This is a genomic window from Kribbella speibonae (assembly GCF_004331375.1).
GTDB lineage: Bacteria > Actinomycetota > Actinomycetes > Propionibacteriales > Kribbellaceae > Kribbella > Kribbella sindirgiensis.
The window spans coordinates 436,409-454,380 of sequence record NZ_SJKC01000002.1; the positions used below are offsets into that span (position 1 = coordinate 436,409).

The following is a 17,972-nucleotide window of genomic DNA, read 5'->3' on the forward strand; positions in this document are numbered from 1 at the left end:
TGTGACATGCCACGGGGGTGGGAGGATCGCTCCCACCCCCGAGACATGAGGTCGACTCTGCTTACTTGGTTTCGAAGTCCTTGGTCTCCACGGTCGCCCACTTGCCACCGGCAACCTTGTAGACGGTCAGGACCTTCGAGGTGGTGTCGCCGTACTGGTCGAACGCGACCTTGCCGGTGACGCCGTCGAAGCTGACCTTGGCCATCGCGTCGACAGTCGCCTTCCGCGCGGACTCGACGTCCGTGGCGCCCTTCAGGGACTCCTTCAGCGCCGCGATGATCGCGTTGGCGGCGTCGTAGGAGTAGCCGCCGTACGCGGCGTACGGCTCCTTGTACTTCTCGGCCGTGTAGTCCGCGACGAACTTCTTCGCCGACTCCAGGCTGTCGACCGGGGCGCCGACCGAGGTGGCCAGGTCGTTGTCGGCCGTCTTACCGGCCAGCGTGATGTACTTCGGGTCGAAGATGCCGTCGCCGCCCATCAGCGGGACGTTCAGGCCAGCGGCCTTCATCTGCTGCGAGAGCGGACCGGCGTTCGGGTACTCACCGCCGTAGTAGACCGCCTGCGGGTTGGACGGCTTCACCGCGGAGATCACGGCCTGGTAGTTCGACTCGTCCGGGTTGATCGTCTGCGCCGACACGACCTGACCGCCGAGCTTCTTGAACTCCTCGGTGAAGGTGCCGACCAGGCCCTGGCCGTACGCCTTCTTGTCGTGGATCGTCGCGACCTTGGTGATCTTCGCGGTCTCGTACAGGTACCGCGCCGCGAACGGACCCTGGACGGCGTCCGTCGTGCAGGTCCGGAAGTACGTCGGGTACGGACGCTTCGGCTCGGTCTGCCACTTGGCGCCCTGGGTCAGGCCGGGGCCGGTGTTGGCCGGCGAGACCTGGACGATGTTCTTCGGCGCGAGCACCGGCTGGACCTGCTGGCTGACGCTGGTGTTCAGCGTGCCGACGACGCCGATCACGTCCTTGTCGCTGGCCAGGGCGGTCGCCGCGTTCTTACCCGGCTCGGTCTTGCCCTCGTCGTCCTTCGGAACGACCTCGAGCTTCCAGCCCGGGATCGCCTTCGCCTCGTTGGCCTGCTTCACAGCGAGTTCGACGGAGTGCTGGATACCCAGACCCAGGGCCGACAAGTCTCCGGACAGCGGCGCGATGACGCCGATCTTCGCGGTCTTGGTCGCTTCTTCGGAGCCCCCGCCAGAGTCGTCGCCACTGCGTGAACCGCAGGCAGTCAGGGCCAACGACGCAACGATCAGCGACGCGCCGACCCGTACTACGGAACGCTGGTGCACTGTTCCTCCCATGTCTGGATAGTCCCAGTGAATCCGGGACTCTCGCGCATTTGCCACGAGCACCCGCAGGTTAGACCCAGCGGTGGTTCCAAGCGAACAGCGCATCGGCTGTGTTGTGAGGTCGTTACCCCGGTAAGCATCGTCCTATGACCTGATTACTGTCCGGTGGGGCAATCTGGTGACGTACGGTCAGCGGGCGGGTTGGCTCGGTGAGATTCGGCGGACCCGCCCGGGGGCGACCGCCACGGTTCGTCACCAAGTCCGGCCCGGGTTCACCTCACGGTTACGACACGCCGGTATTGCGAGCGGATGACGGCAGAGTGCGCATGGAGAGGGCATCGAGAGGGCATGGACAGGCAGACGGGCGTGCCCGATCAGGAATCGCCGGCTTCATTGACGACCAGCTCGGCCACCTGGCGCATCGACACCCGCTTGTCCATCGCGGTCTTCTGGATCCACCGGAACGAGTCCGGCTCGGACAGCCCGAACTTGGTCTGCAGAATCGACTTCGCCCGGTCGACCAGCTTGCGGGTCTCCAGCCGCTCGGCCAGGTCGGCGACCTCCCGCTCCAGCTCGGCGAGCTCGACGTACCGGGACGCGGCGATCTCGATCGCGGGCAGCAGATCGGCCTTCGAGAACGGCTTCACCAGGTACGCCATCGCGCCGGCGTCCCGGGCCCGCTCGACCAGCTCCCGCTGCGAGAACGCGGTCAGCATCAGCACCGGAGCGATCCGCTCCCCCGCGATCTTCTCGGCCGCACTCAGCCCGTCCAGCTTCGGCATCTTCACGTCGAGAATCACCAGATCCGGCCGCTGCTCCACCGCCAGCCGAATCGCCTCCTCGCCGTCCCCCGCCTGCCCGACGACGTCATACCCCTCTTCTGCGAGCATCTCAGCCAGATCCATCCGAATCAGAGCCTCGTCCTCAGCAATCACCACACGCTTAGCAGTCACACCCGACACCTTATCGATCCACCCTCAAGACTTGGCCCCCACGAACGTATCGAGCACGGCAACCGCTTCCTTGCGACTCACCGCGATCGCATTCAGCCGCGGCTGCCGCCACTTGATCCCCAACAGATCGAGAGTCTCCGTCAGTATGTTCCGGATGTCTTCGGACTCGTTCGAGAACATGTACCGCACGTAGTAGTACCGCTTCCCGTCCGGCTTACTGGCCCAGTTCACAAACCGGCACCCGTCCGAGTGGAACAGTCCCCGGAGCAACTGTTCGGGGTACTTGGCAACAATCTCCCGCTGCCAGTCGACCAGCTCGATCTTCCGCAGATGCTTCCGCCCAGGCCCGTGCTGCGGAAACAGACAAGGCCAATGCTTCCACCGAGCCTCCACCCGAATCGCGCCATGCCCACCCCGCAGACACGGACTCGCCGTCGGCTTCACGCGCTTGACCGTCTCGGCGATCTCCTGGTTGAGCCGCTCGTACCTGGCGTCATTGATGATCTGCAACGTGAACACACCCCGCCGCGCCTTCGCGATCGACCCGTCACCGAGATACCACCCGAGCAGCAGCGCGTACGCCGCCTCATCCAACTCAGCCCCGTCACACCGCGGACACGGCGTCGGCCGAAACCCGGTCCCCCGCGGCAACCCACGCCGCTGATACAGCCGCCGCCACCGCCGAATCGTCTTGATCGCGACCCCGTGGATCTCAGCGTTCGTCTTGTCACTGACCCCGTTGTCGGACATCCGCAACGCGGAGTCGACTGTCTCCTGCGATCTGATGTGCCCCATGCCTCATGGTCATCGTCGCCACCGACAATTTGTGCCGGGTGTGGGATTCGAACCCACACGCCCTTGCGAGCAACGGATTTTGAGTCCGTCGTGTCTGCCATTCCACCAACCCGGCGAGTTGCTGGAGCAACTCTAGCCGCAAGCCGGTCGATTCCGCCTATCGGCCCCGCCGTGACGGGCACCATCGGAATCGGCGATCCGGGTGAGGCTCCTGGAGGGGCCACGGGACTGGATATCCCCTCGTGTTGGGGGTTCTCCGCTCGCATACCAGCAGAGAACCCCCAACACGAGGGGAGAACCCTTCTTGAGGCGGGCTGGCAATCAGTGACCCGCCTCGACCGGGTCTTACGGGTTGGGGCTTCGGTAGGCGGGGGCGTTGCCTTCTATGGCGTCGCCCATGCGGTGGACTCGGAGGGCGTTGGTGGAGCCGGGGATGCTGGGTGGGGAGCCGGCGACGATTACTACCAGGTCGCCCTTGTTGAGGATGCCGAGTTCGAGGAGGCGCTGGTCGACCTGGCGGACCATTTCGTCGGTGTGGTCGACGGTGGGGACGATGTGGGTGGTGATGCCCCAGACCACGCTCAGCCAGGAGCTGACCGACGGCACCGGGGTGAACGCGAGCAGCGGGACCTCGGTCCGGTAGCGGGCCAGCCGCAGCGCGGTGTCACCGGACTGGGTGAACGCGATCAGGTACTTCGCCTCGAGCCGCTCCGCGACGTCCGCGGCCGCGCGGGCGATGACGCCGCCCTTGGTCTTCGGCTCCCACTCGATCTCCTGGACGCGGCTGAGGCCGTGTTCCTCGGTCGACTCCACGATCCGGGCCATCGTCTTGACGGTCTCGATCGGGAACCGGCCGACGCTGGTCTCGCCGGACAGCATGACCGCGTCGGCGCCGTCGAGTACGGCGTTCGCGACGTCGGAGGCCTCGGCCCGGGTCGGCCGCGGCGCGGAGATCATCGACTCCAGCATCTGGGTGGCGACGATCACCGGCTTCGCGTTCAGCCGGGCCTGGTCGATGATCAGCTTCTGGACCAGCGGGACCTCCTCGAGCGGGAGTTCCACGCCGAGGTCGCCGCGGGCCACCATGAACCCGTCGAACGCCTCGATGATCTCGTCCAGGTTGGCGACCGCCTGCGGCTTCTCGATCTTGGCGACGACCGGGATCCGCAGACCCTCCTCGTCCATGATCTTGTGCACGAGCTGGATGTCGGCGGCGTCCCGGACGAACGACAGCGCGATCATGTCGGCCGGCAGGTGCAGCGCCCAGCGCAGGTCCTCGGCGTCCTTCTCGGACAGCGCGGGCACGCTGACCGAGACGCCGGGCAGGTTGATGCCCTTGTGGTTGGAGACCGGGCCGCCGACGGTGACGCGGCAGACCACGTCGGTCTCGGTGACCTCCTCGGCGACGAGCGCGATCCGGCCGTCGTCGATCAGCAGCTGGTCACCCGGGTTCACGTCGCCCGGCAGACCGTCGTACGTCGTACCGCAGATGGTCTGGTCACCGGGCACCTCCCGGGTGGTGATCGTGAAGCGCTCGCCGTAGGTCAGCGTTGCCTTGCCCTCGGCGAACTCGGCCAGCCGGATCTTCGGGCCCTGCAGGTCGACCAGGATGCCGACGTTGGCCCCGGTCTCCGCCGCAGCGGTGCGGATCCGCTGATAGATGCGCTCATGCTCGGCGTGGGCGCCGTGGCTCAGATTGAGCCTTGCGACGTCCATACCTGCTTGGACGAGTTCTGTGATGCGCTCCGGGGCGGCCGTAGCCGGGCCGAGCGTACAAACGATCTTTGCGCGACGCACGTCACAAAACCCTACTCCTGCAAACCACTGGGCCCGCTGGTCCGCCCCCGTTACTGGACAGTTAACAGTTGAAGACGACTGACCGCATCGCCTGAATCGTCAAGAACCGAAGGGGGTGTAGGGCCCCACGGTCACGTCGCCGCTGGGCTGGGCGGTGACGGTCTGCAGACCGACCGGCAGCCCTTTCTGGTACGTGATGAGGGTGACCTCACCCGGTTTGCGCAAGGTGTAGCCCAGCGCGAAGGCGTACGCCGCTCCCCCGGTCGTCCCGTTCGTGTACGTCGTGACCGCGCGGCCGTCGACCACCCGATGTTCGGGGCCGACCTGGCGGTGCAAATGACCGGACAGCAGCAGCGTCGCGCACCCGCGGGCGGCCGTGTCGGCGTACGACGAGGGGTCGTGCACCACCATGGTCGAGATCCGCTTGTCGTCCGGCTGGTCGCAGGCGATGTCCGCGAGCCGCTCCGACTGGTGCTCGATCGTCTCGTCGCCGGGGCTGTCCGCGCTGCCGAGCCCGGTGCGGGTCGGGTCGCTGTCGCCGAGGAACCGGATCCCCTCGACCTCGACCGGCTTGCTGTCGAGGACGGTGAACCCGGACTTGCGCATGAACTCCTCGACGTGGCCGCCGGCGTCGTGGTTGCCGGCCACCGCGACCACTTTGAAGTCCTTGAAGTGCTGCCGCAGCGAGTTGATGCTGAACGCTTCCCAGCTCTGCCCGGACGAGGTGTCGTCACCGGCGTCGATGAGCAGCTTGGCGCCACCGCGCTTGGCGACCTCGGCCGCGAACCCGTCGATGCCGATGTTGTCGTGCCGGTCCGAGACCAGCAGCGCGACCGTCTCGTTCTCGTTCGGCTGGTGCAACTGCGGGGCGACGTCCGCGACCCGGTCCTTGAGCTTGCCGTACAGCTCGGTGGACTTGCGGTACGTCTCCACCAGCGTCCGGATGATCCCGACCCCGCCGGTGGTGGAGAACCCGGACGCGACCTCGACCGACTTCAGCCGGTCGTCGAAGGACATCTCCGGCAGCAACTTGAACAACGGCTGCCACTGCGTCGGCGGCACCTCGGCGGTCCGCATCCGTCCCGGTCCGAAGATGGACGCGATCGTGATCAGCATCGCGACCAGGATGACGATCATCCGGTGCTCGGTCCGCCGTTCGTGCCGGTGCACGAGGTGCCACAGCTCGCTACGTCGCCGTACGCCGAGGGCTGTCCACAGGGTCGCGGCGACCACGACCACGAGCAGGCCCGACCCGGCGCCGGCGACCGCGTTGTCGACCGCCATCTCCTGGATGACCTGCTGGATCCGCCCGATCTCACCGTCGGGCTGGGAGGCGATCAGGGTGTCGCGGGTGAGCAGCTCGGTGAGGTTGTCGGCGTCGGTCTCCTGGACGTCGACGTTGACGCCGATCCCGCCGGGCGTGTTCGTCGGGATCCGCAGCCGCGGCAGGACGGCGCCGAGGTCGAGCGTGGCGTGCCCGTCGAACGTCGGCGACACGGTCGCCGCGTGCGCGCCGATCGTGACCCGCTCGGAGTCGTTCACGAACCCGAACAGTCCCACCACGACCGAGGTCAGCACGAAAAGCAGGCTCAACCCGGCCCACGGCGCCACCGCCCGCAGCCGCTCTTTCGTCACCAGCCGTACCACCACACTCACCAACCTACCGAGAAGCCCCACCTCGAGCACCGACCAACCGTTTCCCATGCCGGGTTTTGGTTGCCTGGGGCCCAAAGTGGGGCTGCGGTCAGACTGCGAGGGGGCGGGCAGTCGGCGGGATCGGGGTGGGGAGCGTCGACGATCCGGTGAGGTGGGCGTCGACGCCGCCGGCGCAGGAACGGCCTTCGGCGATCGCCCAGACGATCAGCGACTGGCCGCGGCCGGCGTCACCGCAGGCGAAGACCCCGTCGACCGACGTCTGGTACCGGTTGTCCCGCTTCACGTTGCCGCGCTCGTCGAGCTCGACGCCGAGCTGCTCGAGGAAACCCTCACGCTCCGGGCCGACGAAGCCCATCGCCAGCAGCACGAGCTGCGCCGGGATGTGCCGCTCGGTGCCCTCGATCGGCGCGAAGCGGCCCTCCTTGAACTCGACCTCCACCAGGTTCAGCCCGGACACGTTGCCGGCGGCATCGGCCTCGAAGTTCACCGTGGAGACGGCGTACACCCGCTCGCCGCCCTCCTCGTGCGCGGAGGCCACCCGGTAGATCATCGGGTACGTCGGCCACGGCTGGCTGCCCGGGCGGTCGTCGCCGGGCCGCGGCATGATCTCCAGCTGGGTGACCGTCCGCGCGCCCTGCCGGTGCGCGGTTCCCAGGCAGTCGGCGCCGGTGTCGCCGCCGCCGATGATCACCACGTCCTTGCCGGTAGCAACGATCTGGCCGTCGACGGTCTGTCCGAGCGCCACCCGGTTGGCCTGCGGCAGGTACTCCATCGCCTGGTGGATGCCGCCGTACTCACGGCCCGGCACCGGCAGGTCGCGGGCGGCCGTGGAGCCGGTCGCGATGACTACCGCGTCGTACCGCTGCTTGAGCTGGGTGCCGGTGACGTCCACGCCGACGTTGACGCCGGAACGGAAGACCGTGCCCTCTTCCTTCATCTGCTGGATGCGGCGGTCGACCTGTTCCTTCTCCATCTTGAACTCGGGAATGCCGTACCGCAGCAGGCCGCCCGGGGCGTCGGCGCGCTCGTACACCGCGACCGTGTGCCCCGCGCGGGTCAGCTGCTGCGCGGCGGCCAGGCCGGCCGGGCCCGAGCCGACGACCGCGATCGTCTTGCCGGTCAGCCACTCCGGCGGCTGCGGCTTGACGTCACCGGTTTCCCAGGCCTTGTCGATGATCGCGACCTCGACGTTCTTGATCGTCACCGGGTCCTGGTTGATGCCGAGCACGCAGGAGGTCTCGCACGGCGCCGGGCACAGCCGCCCGGTGAACTCCGGGAAGTTGTTGGTCGCGTGCAGCCGCTCGATCGCGCTCGACCAGTCGTCGCGCCAGACCAGGTCGTTCCACTCCGGGATCAGGTTGCCGAGCGGGCAGCCGTTGTGGCAGAACGGGATGCCGCAGTCCATGCAGCGGCCGGCCTGCTTGGTGATGATCGGCAGCAGCGCCTTGCCGGGTCCGCCGGGGTAGACCTCTTTCCAGTCCTGCTTGCGTTCCTCCACCGGCCGCCGGTCGGCGACCTCGCGCGGGGTGGTCAGGAATCCCTTGGGATCAGCCATCAGATGGCCTCCATCATCGCTCGCGTGGTGGCGTCCTCGTCCAGCCCGTCGCGCTCGGCGGCCGCCTTGGCCGCCAGCACCCGGGCGTAGTCGCGGGGCATCACCGTGGTGAACCTGGCAGCCGCGGCCGGCCAGTCGGCGAGCAGCTTGGCCGCCCGTTCCGAACCGGTCTCCTCGAAGTGCCTGCGGACCAGGTCGTGCAGCAGTTCGGACTCGTCGGTGGTGACCGGGTGCAGATCCACCAGCTCCGGGTTCACCAACGCCGGGTCCAGGTCGATCACGTGGGCCACGCCGCCCGACATGCCGGCCGCGAAGTTCCGGCCGACGGCGCCGAGTACGACGACGCGCCCGCCGGTCATGTACTCGCACGCGTGGTCGCCGACCGCCTCGACGATCGCGGTCGCGCCGGAGTTCCGGACGCAGAACCGCTGCCCGGCGCCGCCGCTGATGAACAGTTCGCCGGACGTGGCGCCGTACGCGATCACGTTGCCGGCGATGATCTGGTCGGCGGCGTCGAACCGCGCGTGCCGGTCGGGCCGGATCACGACCCGGCCGCCGGACAGGCCCTTGCCGACGTAGTCGTTGGCGTCGCCCTCGAGTCGCAGCGTGACCCCGCGCGGGACGAACGCGGCGAACGAGTTGCCGGCCGACCCGGTGAAGGTCAGGTCGATGGTGCCGTCGGCCAGCCCGGCCGCGCGGTACCGCTTGGTGATCTCGTGGCCGAGCATCGTACCGACGGTCCGGTTGACGTTCCGGATCGCGAGCTGCGCCCGGACCGGTTCGCCGTTCTCCAGCGCCGGCTGGCAGATCCGGATCAGCTCGTTGTCGAGGGCCTTGTCCAGACCGTGGTTCTGCTCGATGGTCTGGTGCAGCGACGTGCCCTCGGGCAGCGCCGGCACGTGCAGGATCGGCGACAGGTCGAGCCCGTCGGCCTTCCAGTGGTCGACGGCCCGCTGGATGTCGAGGACCTCGGCGTGCCCGATCGCCTCGTCCAGCGTCCGGAACCCGAGCTCCGCCAGGTACTCGCGGACCTCCTCGGCGATGAACTCGAAGAAGTTGACGACGAACTCGGGCTTGCCGGAGAACCGCTCCCGCAGCACCGGGTTCTGCGTCGCGACGCCCACCGGGCAGGTGTCCAGGTGGCAGACCCGCATCATGATGCAGCCCGACACTACCAGCGGCGCGGTCGCGAAACCGTACTCCTCCGCGCCGAGCAGGGCCGCGATGATCACGTCCCGGCCGGTCTTAAGCTGGCCGTCGGTCTGGACGACGATGCGGTCGCGCAAACCGTTCAGCAGCAGGGTTTGCTGCGTCTCGGCGAGACCCAGCTCCCACGGACCGCCCGCGTGCTTCAGCGAGGTCAGCGGCGCCGCACCGGTGCCGCCGTCGTGGCCGGAGATCAGTACGACGTCCGCGTGCGCCTTGCTGACGCCCGCCGCGATCGTGCCGACGCCGACCTCCGAGACCAGCTTCACGTGAATCCGCGCCGACGGGTTCGCGTTCTTCAGGTCGTGGATCAGCTGCGCCAGGTCCTCGATCGAGTAGATGTCGTGGTGCGGCGGCGGCGAGATCAGGCCGACGCCCGGCGTCGAGTGCCGGGTGTTCGCGACCCACGGGTACACCTTCGGGCCGGGCAGCTGCCCGCCCTCACCGGGCTTCGCGCCCTGCGCCATCTTGATCTGGATGTCGTCGGAGTTCGTCAGGTACTCCGCCGTGACGCCGAAGCGGCCGGACGCCACCTGCTTGATCGAGCTCCGCCGGGCCGGGTCGTACAGCCGCTCGGCGTCCTCGCCGCCCTCGCCGGTGTTCGACTTGCCGCCGAGCTGGTTCATCGCGATCGCCAGCGTGGTGTGCGCCTCGGCGCTGATCGAGCCGTAGCTCATCGCACCGGTGGAGAACCGCTTGACGATCGCGCTCACCGGCTCGACCTCGTCGAGCGGGATCGGGCCGCGGTCGGACTTGAAGCCGAACAGACCGCGCAGCGTCATCAGCCGCTCGGACTGCTCGTCGACCTTCGACGTGTACTGCTTGAAGATGTCGTACCGCCCGGTCCGGGTGCTGTGCTGCAGCCGGAAGACCGTGTCCGGGTCGAACAGGTGCGGCTCGCCCTCGCGGCGCCACTGGTACTCGCCGCCGATCTCCAGATTGCGGTGCGCCGGCAGGATCCCGTCGGCCGGGTACGCGCGCAGGTGGCGACGCCGTACCTCCTCGGCGATCGCTTCCAGGCCGACGCCGCCGATCCGGGACGACGTACCGGTGAAGTAGATGTCGACCAGGAACGGGGACAGGCCGTTCGCCTCGAAGATCTGGGCGCCGGTGTACGACGCGACCGTCGAGACACCCATCTTCGACATGACCTTGAGGACGCCCTTGCCGAGCGACTTCACCACGTTGCGGATCGCCTGCTCGGGCTCGATGCCGGGCAGGTACGTCCCGCGCCGGCACAGGTCCTCGACGGACTCCAGCGCCAGGTACGGGTTGATCGCGGCCGCGCCGTACCCCATCAGGAGCGCGACGTGGTGGACCTCGCGGACGTCACCGGCCTCGACGACCAGACCGACCTGGGTGCGGGTCTTCTCCCGGACCAGGTGGTGGTGGATCGCGGAGGTGAGCAGCAGCGACGGGATCGGCGCGCTGTCGGCGTTCGAGTGCCGGTCGGACAGCACCAGGATGCGGGCGCCCTCGTTGATCGCGGCGCTCGCCTCGGCGCACAGCTCGTCGAGCCGGGTCCGGAGCGCCTCGCCGCCGCCCTCGACGTCGTACACGCCGCGCAGGACCGTGGTGGCCAGGCCGGGCATGTCGCCGTCGAGGTTGATGTGCCGGAGCTTGGCCAGCTCGTCGTTGGTGATCACCGGGAACGGGATCACGACCTGGCGGCAGGAGGCCGGGCTCGGGTTGAGCAGGTTCGACTCTGGGCCGAGGCTGGACGACAGCGAGGTCACCAGCTCTTCGCGGATCGCGTCCAGCGGCGGGTTCGTGACCTGCGCGAACAGCTGCGCGAAGTAGTCGAACAGCAACCGCGGACGATCGCTCAGGACCGCGATCGGCGTGTCGGTGCCCATCGAGCCGATCGGCTCGGCGCCGGACTTCGCCATCGGGGTGAGGATGACGCGCAGCTCCTCCTCGGTGTACCCGAAGACCTGCTGGCGCCGGGTCACCGACGCGTGGCTGTGGACGACGTGCTCCCGCTCGTGCAGGTCCTCGAACCGGATCAGGCCGGCGTGCAGCCACTCGTCGTACGGGTGCTCGGCGGCGAGGGCGTTCTTCACCTCGGCGTCGGTGATGATCCGGTGCGCGTCGACGTCGACCAGGAAGATCCGGCCCGGCTCGAGCCGGCCCTTCTCGGTCACGGTCGCCGGGTCGATGTCCAGGACGCCGGCCTCGGAGGCCAGTACGACGAGACCGTCGTCGGTCACCCAGTACCGCGACGGGCGCAGGCCGTTGCGGTCCAGGACCGCGCCGACCTTGGTGCCGTCGGAGAAGACCACCGACGCCGGGCCGTCCCACGGCTCCATCAGCGTCGAGTGGAACTCGTAGAACGCCCGCCGCTGCGGGTCCATGGTGGCGGCGTTCTCCCACGCCTCCGGAATCATCATCAGCATCGCGTGCGGGAGCGAGCGGCCGCCGAGGTGCAGGAGCTCGAGGACCTCGTCGAAGGACGCGGAGTCGGACGCACCCGGCGTACAGATCGGGTAGAGCTGCTCCAGGTCACCCGGGATCAGGTCGCTGGACAGCAGCGCCTCGCGGGCCCGCATCCAGTTCCGGTTGCCCTGGACGGTGTTGATCTCACCGTTGTGGGCGATGTACCGGTACGGGTGGGCCAGCGGCCAGGACGGGAACGTGTTCGTGGAGAATCGGCTGTGCACGATACCGATCGCCGAGGCGAGGTCGGGGTCGGTCAGCTCGGGGAAGAACTTGTCCAGCTGGTCGGTGGTCAGCATCCCCTTGTAGGTGATGGTCCGGCCGGACAGCGACGGGAAGTAGGTCTCGGTCTCCTTCTCGGCCCGCTTGCGCAGCCTGTAGGCCATCCGCTCCAGCGCCAGGCCGAGCACGCGGCCCGCCTTCGCGGTCACGAACAGCTGCTTGAAGGTCGGCATCACCGAACGCGCGGTCGCGCCGAGCAGGCCGGGCGTGGTCGGGACGTCCCGCCAGCCGACCACCGTCAGCTGCTCCTCGGCCGCGAGCTCCTCGATCCGGTCGATCGCCTTCGCGGCGTCGTCGGCGTCGGCCGGCAGGAACGCGATACCGGTCGCGTAGCTGTGCGGCGCGGGCAGCTCGAACTCGCACACCTTGCGGTAGAAGGCGTCCGGTACCTGGATCAGGATGCCGGCGCCGTCGCCGGAGTCGGGCTCGGCGCCGGAGGCACCGCGGTGTTCCAGGTTCCGCAGGGCGGTCAAAGCCTTGGCCACGATGTCGTGGCTCGGTTCACCGGTCAGAGTCGCGACGAAGGCAACACCGCACGCGTCGTGCTCGTGCCGTCCGTCGTAGAGACCCTCGCTCGGGAATGGGGGGCGACCATACATTCAGGAGCTCCCGTCGTCCTACGGTCAAAAACAACTGGCCGCGGGACAACACTGGCCCAAGCCGGGAGTCCCGAGACTACCTCATGACGCCCGCCAAATGGACTTCCTGTCCACCGCGCAACGCCTTGATGACCCTCCGTAAGCAAGCGCTCACTACTCGACTCCCCATCTTCCCAGCCCACCGCGCCCCCAACCACCCACACCCGGTGAAATCCACTTGCTGAGACTGATAGATCGTCCCTATGCCATGGCACCCCGCATCCAACTGGAAACCACTCACCCCCGGCACCGGACAGGCGACCGGAGGGGTCTGGCGGACACCTGACGACCAGGTGGTGAAGCGGCTGGTCCGCGGGGTCACCGATCCCCGCCATCACGCCTTTTGGGAGCGGCAGGCGCTGGTGGCCGAATCGGGTGTGGTGGCCGGTACGCCGGGCTTGCGCGCGCCGGCCTGCTTGGGCGTCGAACGGGACGCGGACGGCATCACGCTGCGGATGGCGTACACGCCCGCCGTCGCGTGGTCTGCGGAAGGGCTGGCTGGGGCTCTGGGGCGGTTCGCGGGGTGTTCCGTGGCAGAGCCTGACTGGGGTGCCCGGGACGTTCTGCGGGACCGTCTGAGGACTGTGGAGCGGCGTGGTGGGTGGCGGGCGTTGAGCCGCGCGGGGCTCGCGACACCGGCGATCGAGGAGCTGTGGGCTCGGCGGGAGTCGGCGTTGGACATCCTCGACGGGCTGCCTCGGGTGCCGACGCATGGGGATGCGCATCCAGTCAACCTGCTCGGGCGTGAGGGCGACGACGTGATCGCGATCGACTGGGAGCAGTTCGGGCTGGGCCCGGCAGGCTTCGACCTCGGCTACCTGCTGCTTGCGGTGGATGTGCCGCTCGACGACCTCGTGGCGGCACATGGGGGCGAGGAAGCTGTGCGGTGCGGGGCGGCGCTTGTGGCGGCGTACACCGGGGTGTCGCGGGCTGCTTGGGCGCTCACACAGCCGCACCCCGGAGATCATCTTGTGGGGTTGGCCGGTGTTGTGGAGGAGGCGGTCGGTTACCTCGCGTGAACCTCAAGGCTGGTAAATGATCGCGGATGCGATGGGAGCCTGGGGACGACTGGACGCTGCTGGCCGCGCCTAAGGAGTTGGCGCATGGGGGCGTGTGGTGGACGCCGGAGGGGATGGTGGTCAAGCGGCTGGTGCCTGGGGACGAGCGGCCGGGGCGGTACGCGTACTGGCGTCGGCAGGACGAGGTGGCGAGTAGTGGCGTGCTCGAGTGGACCAAGGGGCTGCGGGCGCCGAAGTACGTGAAGACCGAGGCGGATCCGGGCGGGATCCTGGTGTGGACCGAAGCGGTCGAGCCGGGGCCGGTCGGGGTGGTGGAGGCGGCCGCGGCGCTCGGCCGGTTCGGGTTGAACCGGCTGCGGCCGGAGCCGTGGTTCGCGCGGCGCATTCTGCGGGACCGGCTGGACGACGACGCGGTCCACGGCGGCTGGTCGGGTTGCGCCACCGCCGACGTACTGCCGGCCGACGTACGGCGCATGTGCGAAAGCCTCTGGGCCCAGCGGATGGCGCTGATGGAGGAACTCGACCAGCTTCCGCAGGTGGTCGTGCACGGCGACATCCACCTGCCGAACCTGGTCCGGCGCGACGGCGACGACGTAATCGCGGTGGACTTCGACCAGTTCGGCCTCGGGCCCCTGGGCTTCGATCTCGGCTACCTGCTGCAGTCGACCCGAGCACCGGTCGACGAACTCGTCGCCGCCTACCAAGCAGGCAGTACGGCGACGTGGCCGGCCGAGTCAGTACGACGAGGTGCCGTGCTGACCGCTGCCGTCACTCTCGTTGCCCGGGCGGCGTGGGCGGTGAACCAACCCGACCCCGGAGAGCACCTGGAGCGGTTGATCACTCACTCGGCGATCGTGGACGAAGCGGTCAACCACGCGTCGTAGAACGCTTGGTAGCTCGGGAAGCGTGTGGTCGTCGCCTCGAGCAGTACGGCGTGCAACGCGGGCGGCGGCTCGGGGAGAAACACCAGCGCGACGCGGGCCATGACGTAGGCGTTGGTGCGCGTGTCCAAGGGAGCACCCAGGACGTGTTGTTCGGGAGCCATGAAGCGGCTGGAGCCGAACATCTCGCCCATCGTGTTGTGGTGCGGGCCGCGGTGGTAGGTGTCCAGGTCGAAGACCGTGAGCCCGCGGGTCTGGAAGTCGTACAGCAGCGCGGAGTCGTAGAAGTCGCACTCGACCCAGCCCAGCGCATCCAGCGCGGCGTGCAGGTCGTAGATGGTGGCGAGTGCGGCGAGGATCTCCGCCGTCGGAAGCGCCTGGAACCGCTCGCGGGTGACCGGGTCGCCGAGGAGGTCGCCGTCGCGCCAGTCGTAGACGAGGAGCGGCCCGGCCGGGGACTCGATCACGGCGTGCAGGGTCGGCAGCACGGGATGGTTGACCGAGCGGGCGAGCTCGACCGCGTTGCGGAGCAGGTCTACCCGATCGTCGAAGCCGAGGTAGGGCTCGGTCGCGGCGGGGTCGCCTGCGGTCTTGACGAAGTACCTGGTGCCCCCGAACTCCACGCCGTACGAGACGTTTCCGGAGTCTCGTGGGGCGAAGCGGGCGAAGATGGTGCCTAGCTGGTCGAGGTAGGTGGCCGGAAGGACGTCGATCTCGCCGGGGAACATCCCGCTGACCCTAGTGGAGGAAGCTGATGGCGCTGAGTGATTTTCCGCGGTACCCGCTGTTGTTCGGTCCGAGTCCGGTGCACCCGCTCGACCGGCTGAGCGCGTACCTGGGCGGGGCGAAGATCTGGGCGAAGCGGGAGGACTGCAACGCCGGGCTCGCGTACGGCGGGAACAAGACCCGGAAGCTGGAGTACCTGATCCCGGACGCGCTCGCGCAGGGCGCCGACACGCTGGTGTCGATCGGCGGGTACCAGTCGAACCACACCCGCCAGGTCGCCGCGGTCGCCGCGAAGGTCGGGCTGAAGGCGGTGCTGGTCCAGGAGAACTGGGTGAACTGGCCGGACGCCCTCAACGACCGGGTCGGGAACATCCTGCTCAGCCGGATCATGGGCGCCGAGGTGCGGCTCGACCCGGCCGGGTTCGGGATCGGGTTCAAGGACAGCTGGAAGCAGGCCCTCGCGGACGTCGAGGCACGCGGCGGTACGCCGTACGCGATCCCGGCCGGCGCCTCGGACCATCGGCTCGGCGGGCTCGGGTTCGCGCAGTGGGCCGCCGAGGTGGAACAGCAGGAGCGCGAGCTCGGGGTCTTCTTCGACACGATCGTGGTCTGCTCGGTGACCGGGTCCACGCACGCCGGGATGATCGCCGGGTTCGCGGGCCAGGACCGCCCGCGGCGGGTGATCGGGATCGACGCCAGCGCCAAGCTCCAGGAGACCCGCGACCAGGTCGAGCGGATCGCCCGCGCCACCGCGGAACTGATCGGCCTCGGCCGCGACCTCCGCGCCGACGAGATCACCGTCCTGGAGGGCTGGGCCGGCGACGAGTACGGCGTACCCGTCCAGTCGACCCTCGACGCGATCCGGCTGACCGGTCAGCTCGAGGGGATGATCATCGACCCGGTGTACGAAGGGAAATCGATGGCCGGCCTGATCGATCTGATCCGCACCGGCGACATCCCCGCGGACTCAACCGTTCTGTACGCCCACCTCGGCGGCCAGCCCGCGCTGAACGCCTACAGCAGCCTGTTCACGCACACTCAACCGATTCCGGGGCCGACGAGCGTGCCGACGAAGTAGGTGAGGGCGGCGGCCGCGGCGCCGAGGAGGAGCTGGCGGAGGCCGGAGTACCACCAGGAGCGGCTGGTGACGCGGGAGACCACGGCGCCGCAGACGAAAAGGGCCGTCAGGGCGAGGATCAGGGACGGTACGACGCTGCCGGCGCCGACCAGGTACGGCGCCAGCGGGACGAACGCGCCGATGGCGAAGCAGATGAACGACGAGGCGGCCGCGATCACCGGGTTCGGGAGGTCCGTGGGGTCGATGCCGAGTTCCTCGCGGACGTGCTCCTCGAGGGCCTGCTCCGGGTCGGCGTGGAACTGCTTCGCGACCTTGCTGGCCAGGTCCGGGTCGAGGCCCTTCGCCCGGTAGGTCTCGGCGAGCTCGATCTCCTCGTCGATCGGGTGCTTCTTGATCTCGGTGCGCTCGACCTCGATCTCGGCGCGGGCGAGTTCGCGCTGGGAGGCGACCGAGGTGTACTCCCCCGCCGCCATCGAGAACGCGCCCGCGGCGAGGCCCGCGAGGCCGGCCAGGACGATGAACTTCGAGCCGGAGCTGGTGCCGCCGTCCATGCCGGCGATCAGCGCGAAGTTCGACACCAGGCCGTCCATCGCCCCGAACACCGCCGGACGCAGCCAGCCGCCGTTCACATCACGGTGCGTGTGGTCCCCGTGATGCTCGGCAGAAACCTCAGGCGTCTCAGTCACTTGACCCGTCGTTGGCTTTCGCGGTGGTCGTGTCCGTCGTCGCTTCGCTCGGCTCGGCGGCGGCAGGTGCCTCGTCGGTCGGCTTGCCGGCGGCGGCGCCGGTGCTGATGTCTTCCTGGCCTGGGCGTTTGCGGGCGCTGACGATGAACGCCGCGACGGCCAGGACGAACAGGATGATCGCGGTCCAGACGTTCAGGCGCAGGCCGAGGATGTGGTTCACGGTGTCGATGCGCATGTGCTCGATCCACGCGCGGCCGGCGGTGTACGCCGCGACGTACAAGAAGAACGCCCGTCCGTGACCGAGCTTGAAGCGGCGGTCGGCGAGCAGGATCAGCGCGACGACGCCGAGGTTCCAGACCGCTTCGTACAGGAACGTCGGGTGGAACGTCGCGAAGTCGGCGTACCCGGCCGGCCGGTGGTCCGGTGCGATCTCCAGGCCCCACGGCTTGGTCGTCGGGCCGCCGAACAGTTCCTGGTTGAAGTAGTTCCCGAACCGCCCGAAGATCTGCGCCAGCGCGATCCCGGGCGCCATCGCGTCCGCGACCGCCAGGAACGGCACCTTGGCCCGCCGGCAGGCGATCCACGCGCCGAGCGCGCCGAAGCCGACCGCACCCCAGATCCCGAGTCCGCCGTGCCAGATCTTCAGCGCGTCGATCGGGTGCTTGCCCTCGCCGAAGTACAGCTCGGCGTCGGTGATCACGTGGTAGATCCGCGCACCGATCAGCCCGAACGGGATCGCCCAGAACATGATGTCGGCGAGCACCGGCGCCGAGCCGCCGCGCGCCACCCAGCGCCGGCGGCCGAGCCAGTACCCGACGAAGATGCCGGCCAGGATGCACAACGCGTACGCGCGGATCGGCAGGCCGAGGACGTGCCAGACACCCTGGCTCGGGCTGGGAATGAACGCCGGAACCATCACGGCGGGAATCAGACTAGACATGGCAAACAGAGACGCTACTCGACCCGGCAGGGC

General features: G+C 68.7%; 13 protein-coding genes and 1 tRNA gene. 3 read left to right on the top strand and 11 right to left on the bottom strand.

Annotation, left to right across the window (positions count from 1 at the left end):
• Positions 1 to 61 precede the first annotated feature (61 nt).
• The 8 genes from E0H92_RS15475 to gltB all read right to left on the bottom strand — a co-directional run bounded on the left by E0H92_RS15475 (position 62) and on the right by gltB (position 12,570).
• Positions 62 to 1,303 (bottom strand): branched-chain amino acid ABC transporter substrate-binding protein, encoded by a 1,242-nt coding sequence (locus E0H92_RS15475; RefSeq protein WP_238173444.1) that lies wholly within the window; start codon positions 1,301 to 1,303, stop codon positions 62 to 64.
• 362 nt (positions 1,304 to 1,665) lie between these two features.
• Positions 1,666 to 2,253 (bottom strand): ANTAR domain-containing response regulator, encoded by a 588-nt coding sequence (locus E0H92_RS15480; protein WP_131496725.1) that lies wholly within the window; start codon positions 2,251 to 2,253, stop codon positions 1,666 to 1,668.
• Between the two features lie 15 nt (positions 2,254 to 2,268).
• The gene (locus E0H92_RS15485) at positions 2,269 to 3,039 is read right to left on the bottom strand and encodes a transcriptional regulator (RefSeq protein ID WP_131496726.1); all 771 of its coding nucleotides are present in this window, start codon (positions 3,037 to 3,039) and stop codon (positions 2,269 to 2,271) included.
• A 32-nt stretch (positions 3,040 to 3,071) separates the two neighbouring features.
• Positions 3,072 to 3,154: transfer RNA gene (locus E0H92_RS15490), tRNA-Leu, on the bottom strand.
• 230 nt (positions 3,155 to 3,384) lie between these two features.
• Positions 3,385 to 4,836 (bottom strand): pyruvate kinase, encoded by a 1,452-nt coding sequence (gene pyk / locus E0H92_RS15495; RefSeq protein WP_131293325.1) that lies wholly within the window; start codon positions 4,834 to 4,836, stop codon positions 3,385 to 3,387.
• Between the two features lie 99 nt (positions 4,837 to 4,935).
• Positions 4,936 to 6,486 (bottom strand): metallophosphoesterase family protein, encoded by a 1,551-nt coding sequence (locus E0H92_RS15500; RefSeq protein WP_238153464.1) that lies wholly within the window; start codon positions 6,484 to 6,486, stop codon positions 4,936 to 4,938.
• Positions 6,487 to 6,580: 94 nt separating this feature from the next.
• Positions 6,581 to 8,047 carry a glutamate synthase subunit beta gene (locus tag E0H92_RS15505; RefSeq protein WP_131496727.1) on the bottom strand — a complete coding sequence of 489 codons (1,467 nt, stop codon included), beginning with the start codon at positions 8,045 to 8,047 and terminating at the stop codon, positions 6,581 to 6,583.
• On the bottom strand, positions 8,047 to 12,570 hold the full coding sequence (gene gltB / locus E0H92_RS15510) for a glutamate synthase large subunit (protein ID WP_131496728.1): 4,524 nt from the start codon (positions 12,568 to 12,570) through the stop codon (positions 8,047 to 8,049). Before gltB ends, E0H92_RS15505 begins: the two co-directional genes overlap by 1 nt.
• Positions 12,571 to 12,812: 242 nt before the next feature.
• Between gltB and E0H92_RS15515 the strand changes: the two genes are divergently transcribed.
• Together E0H92_RS15515 and E0H92_RS15520 are read left to right on the top strand one after the other, a co-directional pair.
• On the top strand, positions 12,813 to 13,628 hold the full coding sequence (locus E0H92_RS15515; RefSeq protein WP_131496729.1) for an aminoglycoside phosphotransferase family protein: 816 nt from the start codon (positions 12,813 to 12,815) through the stop codon (positions 13,626 to 13,628).
• Between the two features lie 26 nt (positions 13,629 to 13,654).
• Positions 13,655 to 14,512: a phosphotransferase family protein gene (locus E0H92_RS15520; protein ID WP_131496730.1), complete on the top strand. Its 858-nt coding sequence runs from the start codon at positions 13,655 to 13,657 to the stop codon at positions 14,510 to 14,512.
• Here E0H92_RS15520 and E0H92_RS15525 read toward each other — a convergent pair.
• Positions 14,470 to 15,237 (bottom strand): protein kinase family protein, encoded by a 768-nt coding sequence (locus E0H92_RS15525; protein ID WP_131467964.1) that lies wholly within the window; start codon positions 15,235 to 15,237, stop codon positions 14,470 to 14,472. The two genes, E0H92_RS15520 and E0H92_RS15525, sit on opposite strands and share 43 nt — an antisense overlap.
• Positions 15,238 to 15,263: 26 nt before the next feature.
• Here E0H92_RS15525 and E0H92_RS15530 point away from each other — a divergent pair, with 26 nt between their 5' ends.
• Positions 15,264 to 16,313 carry a 1-aminocyclopropane-1-carboxylate deaminase gene (locus tag E0H92_RS15530; RefSeq protein ID WP_131496731.1) on the top strand — a complete coding sequence of 350 codons (1,050 nt, stop codon included), beginning with the start codon at positions 15,264 to 15,266 and terminating at the stop codon, positions 16,311 to 16,313.
• On the opposite strand, the gene E0H92_RS15535 is transcribed toward E0H92_RS15530, so the two are convergent.
• Both E0H92_RS15535 and lgt read right to left on the bottom strand, forming a co-directional pair.
• The gene (locus E0H92_RS15535) at positions 16,274 to 16,999 is read right to left on the bottom strand and encodes a VIT1/CCC1 transporter family protein (protein ID WP_238153463.1); all 726 of its coding nucleotides are present in this window, start codon (positions 16,997 to 16,999) and stop codon (positions 16,274 to 16,276) included. The two genes, E0H92_RS15530 and E0H92_RS15535, sit on opposite strands and share 40 nt — an antisense overlap.
• Positions 16,992 to 17,939, bottom strand: a complete 948-nt coding sequence (gene lgt / locus E0H92_RS15540) for a prolipoprotein diacylglyceryl transferase (RefSeq protein WP_202873654.1) — start codon at positions 17,937 to 17,939, stop codon at positions 16,992 to 16,994. Before lgt ends, E0H92_RS15535 begins: the two co-directional genes overlap by 8 nt.
• Positions 17,940 to 17,972 lie beyond the last annotated feature (33 nt).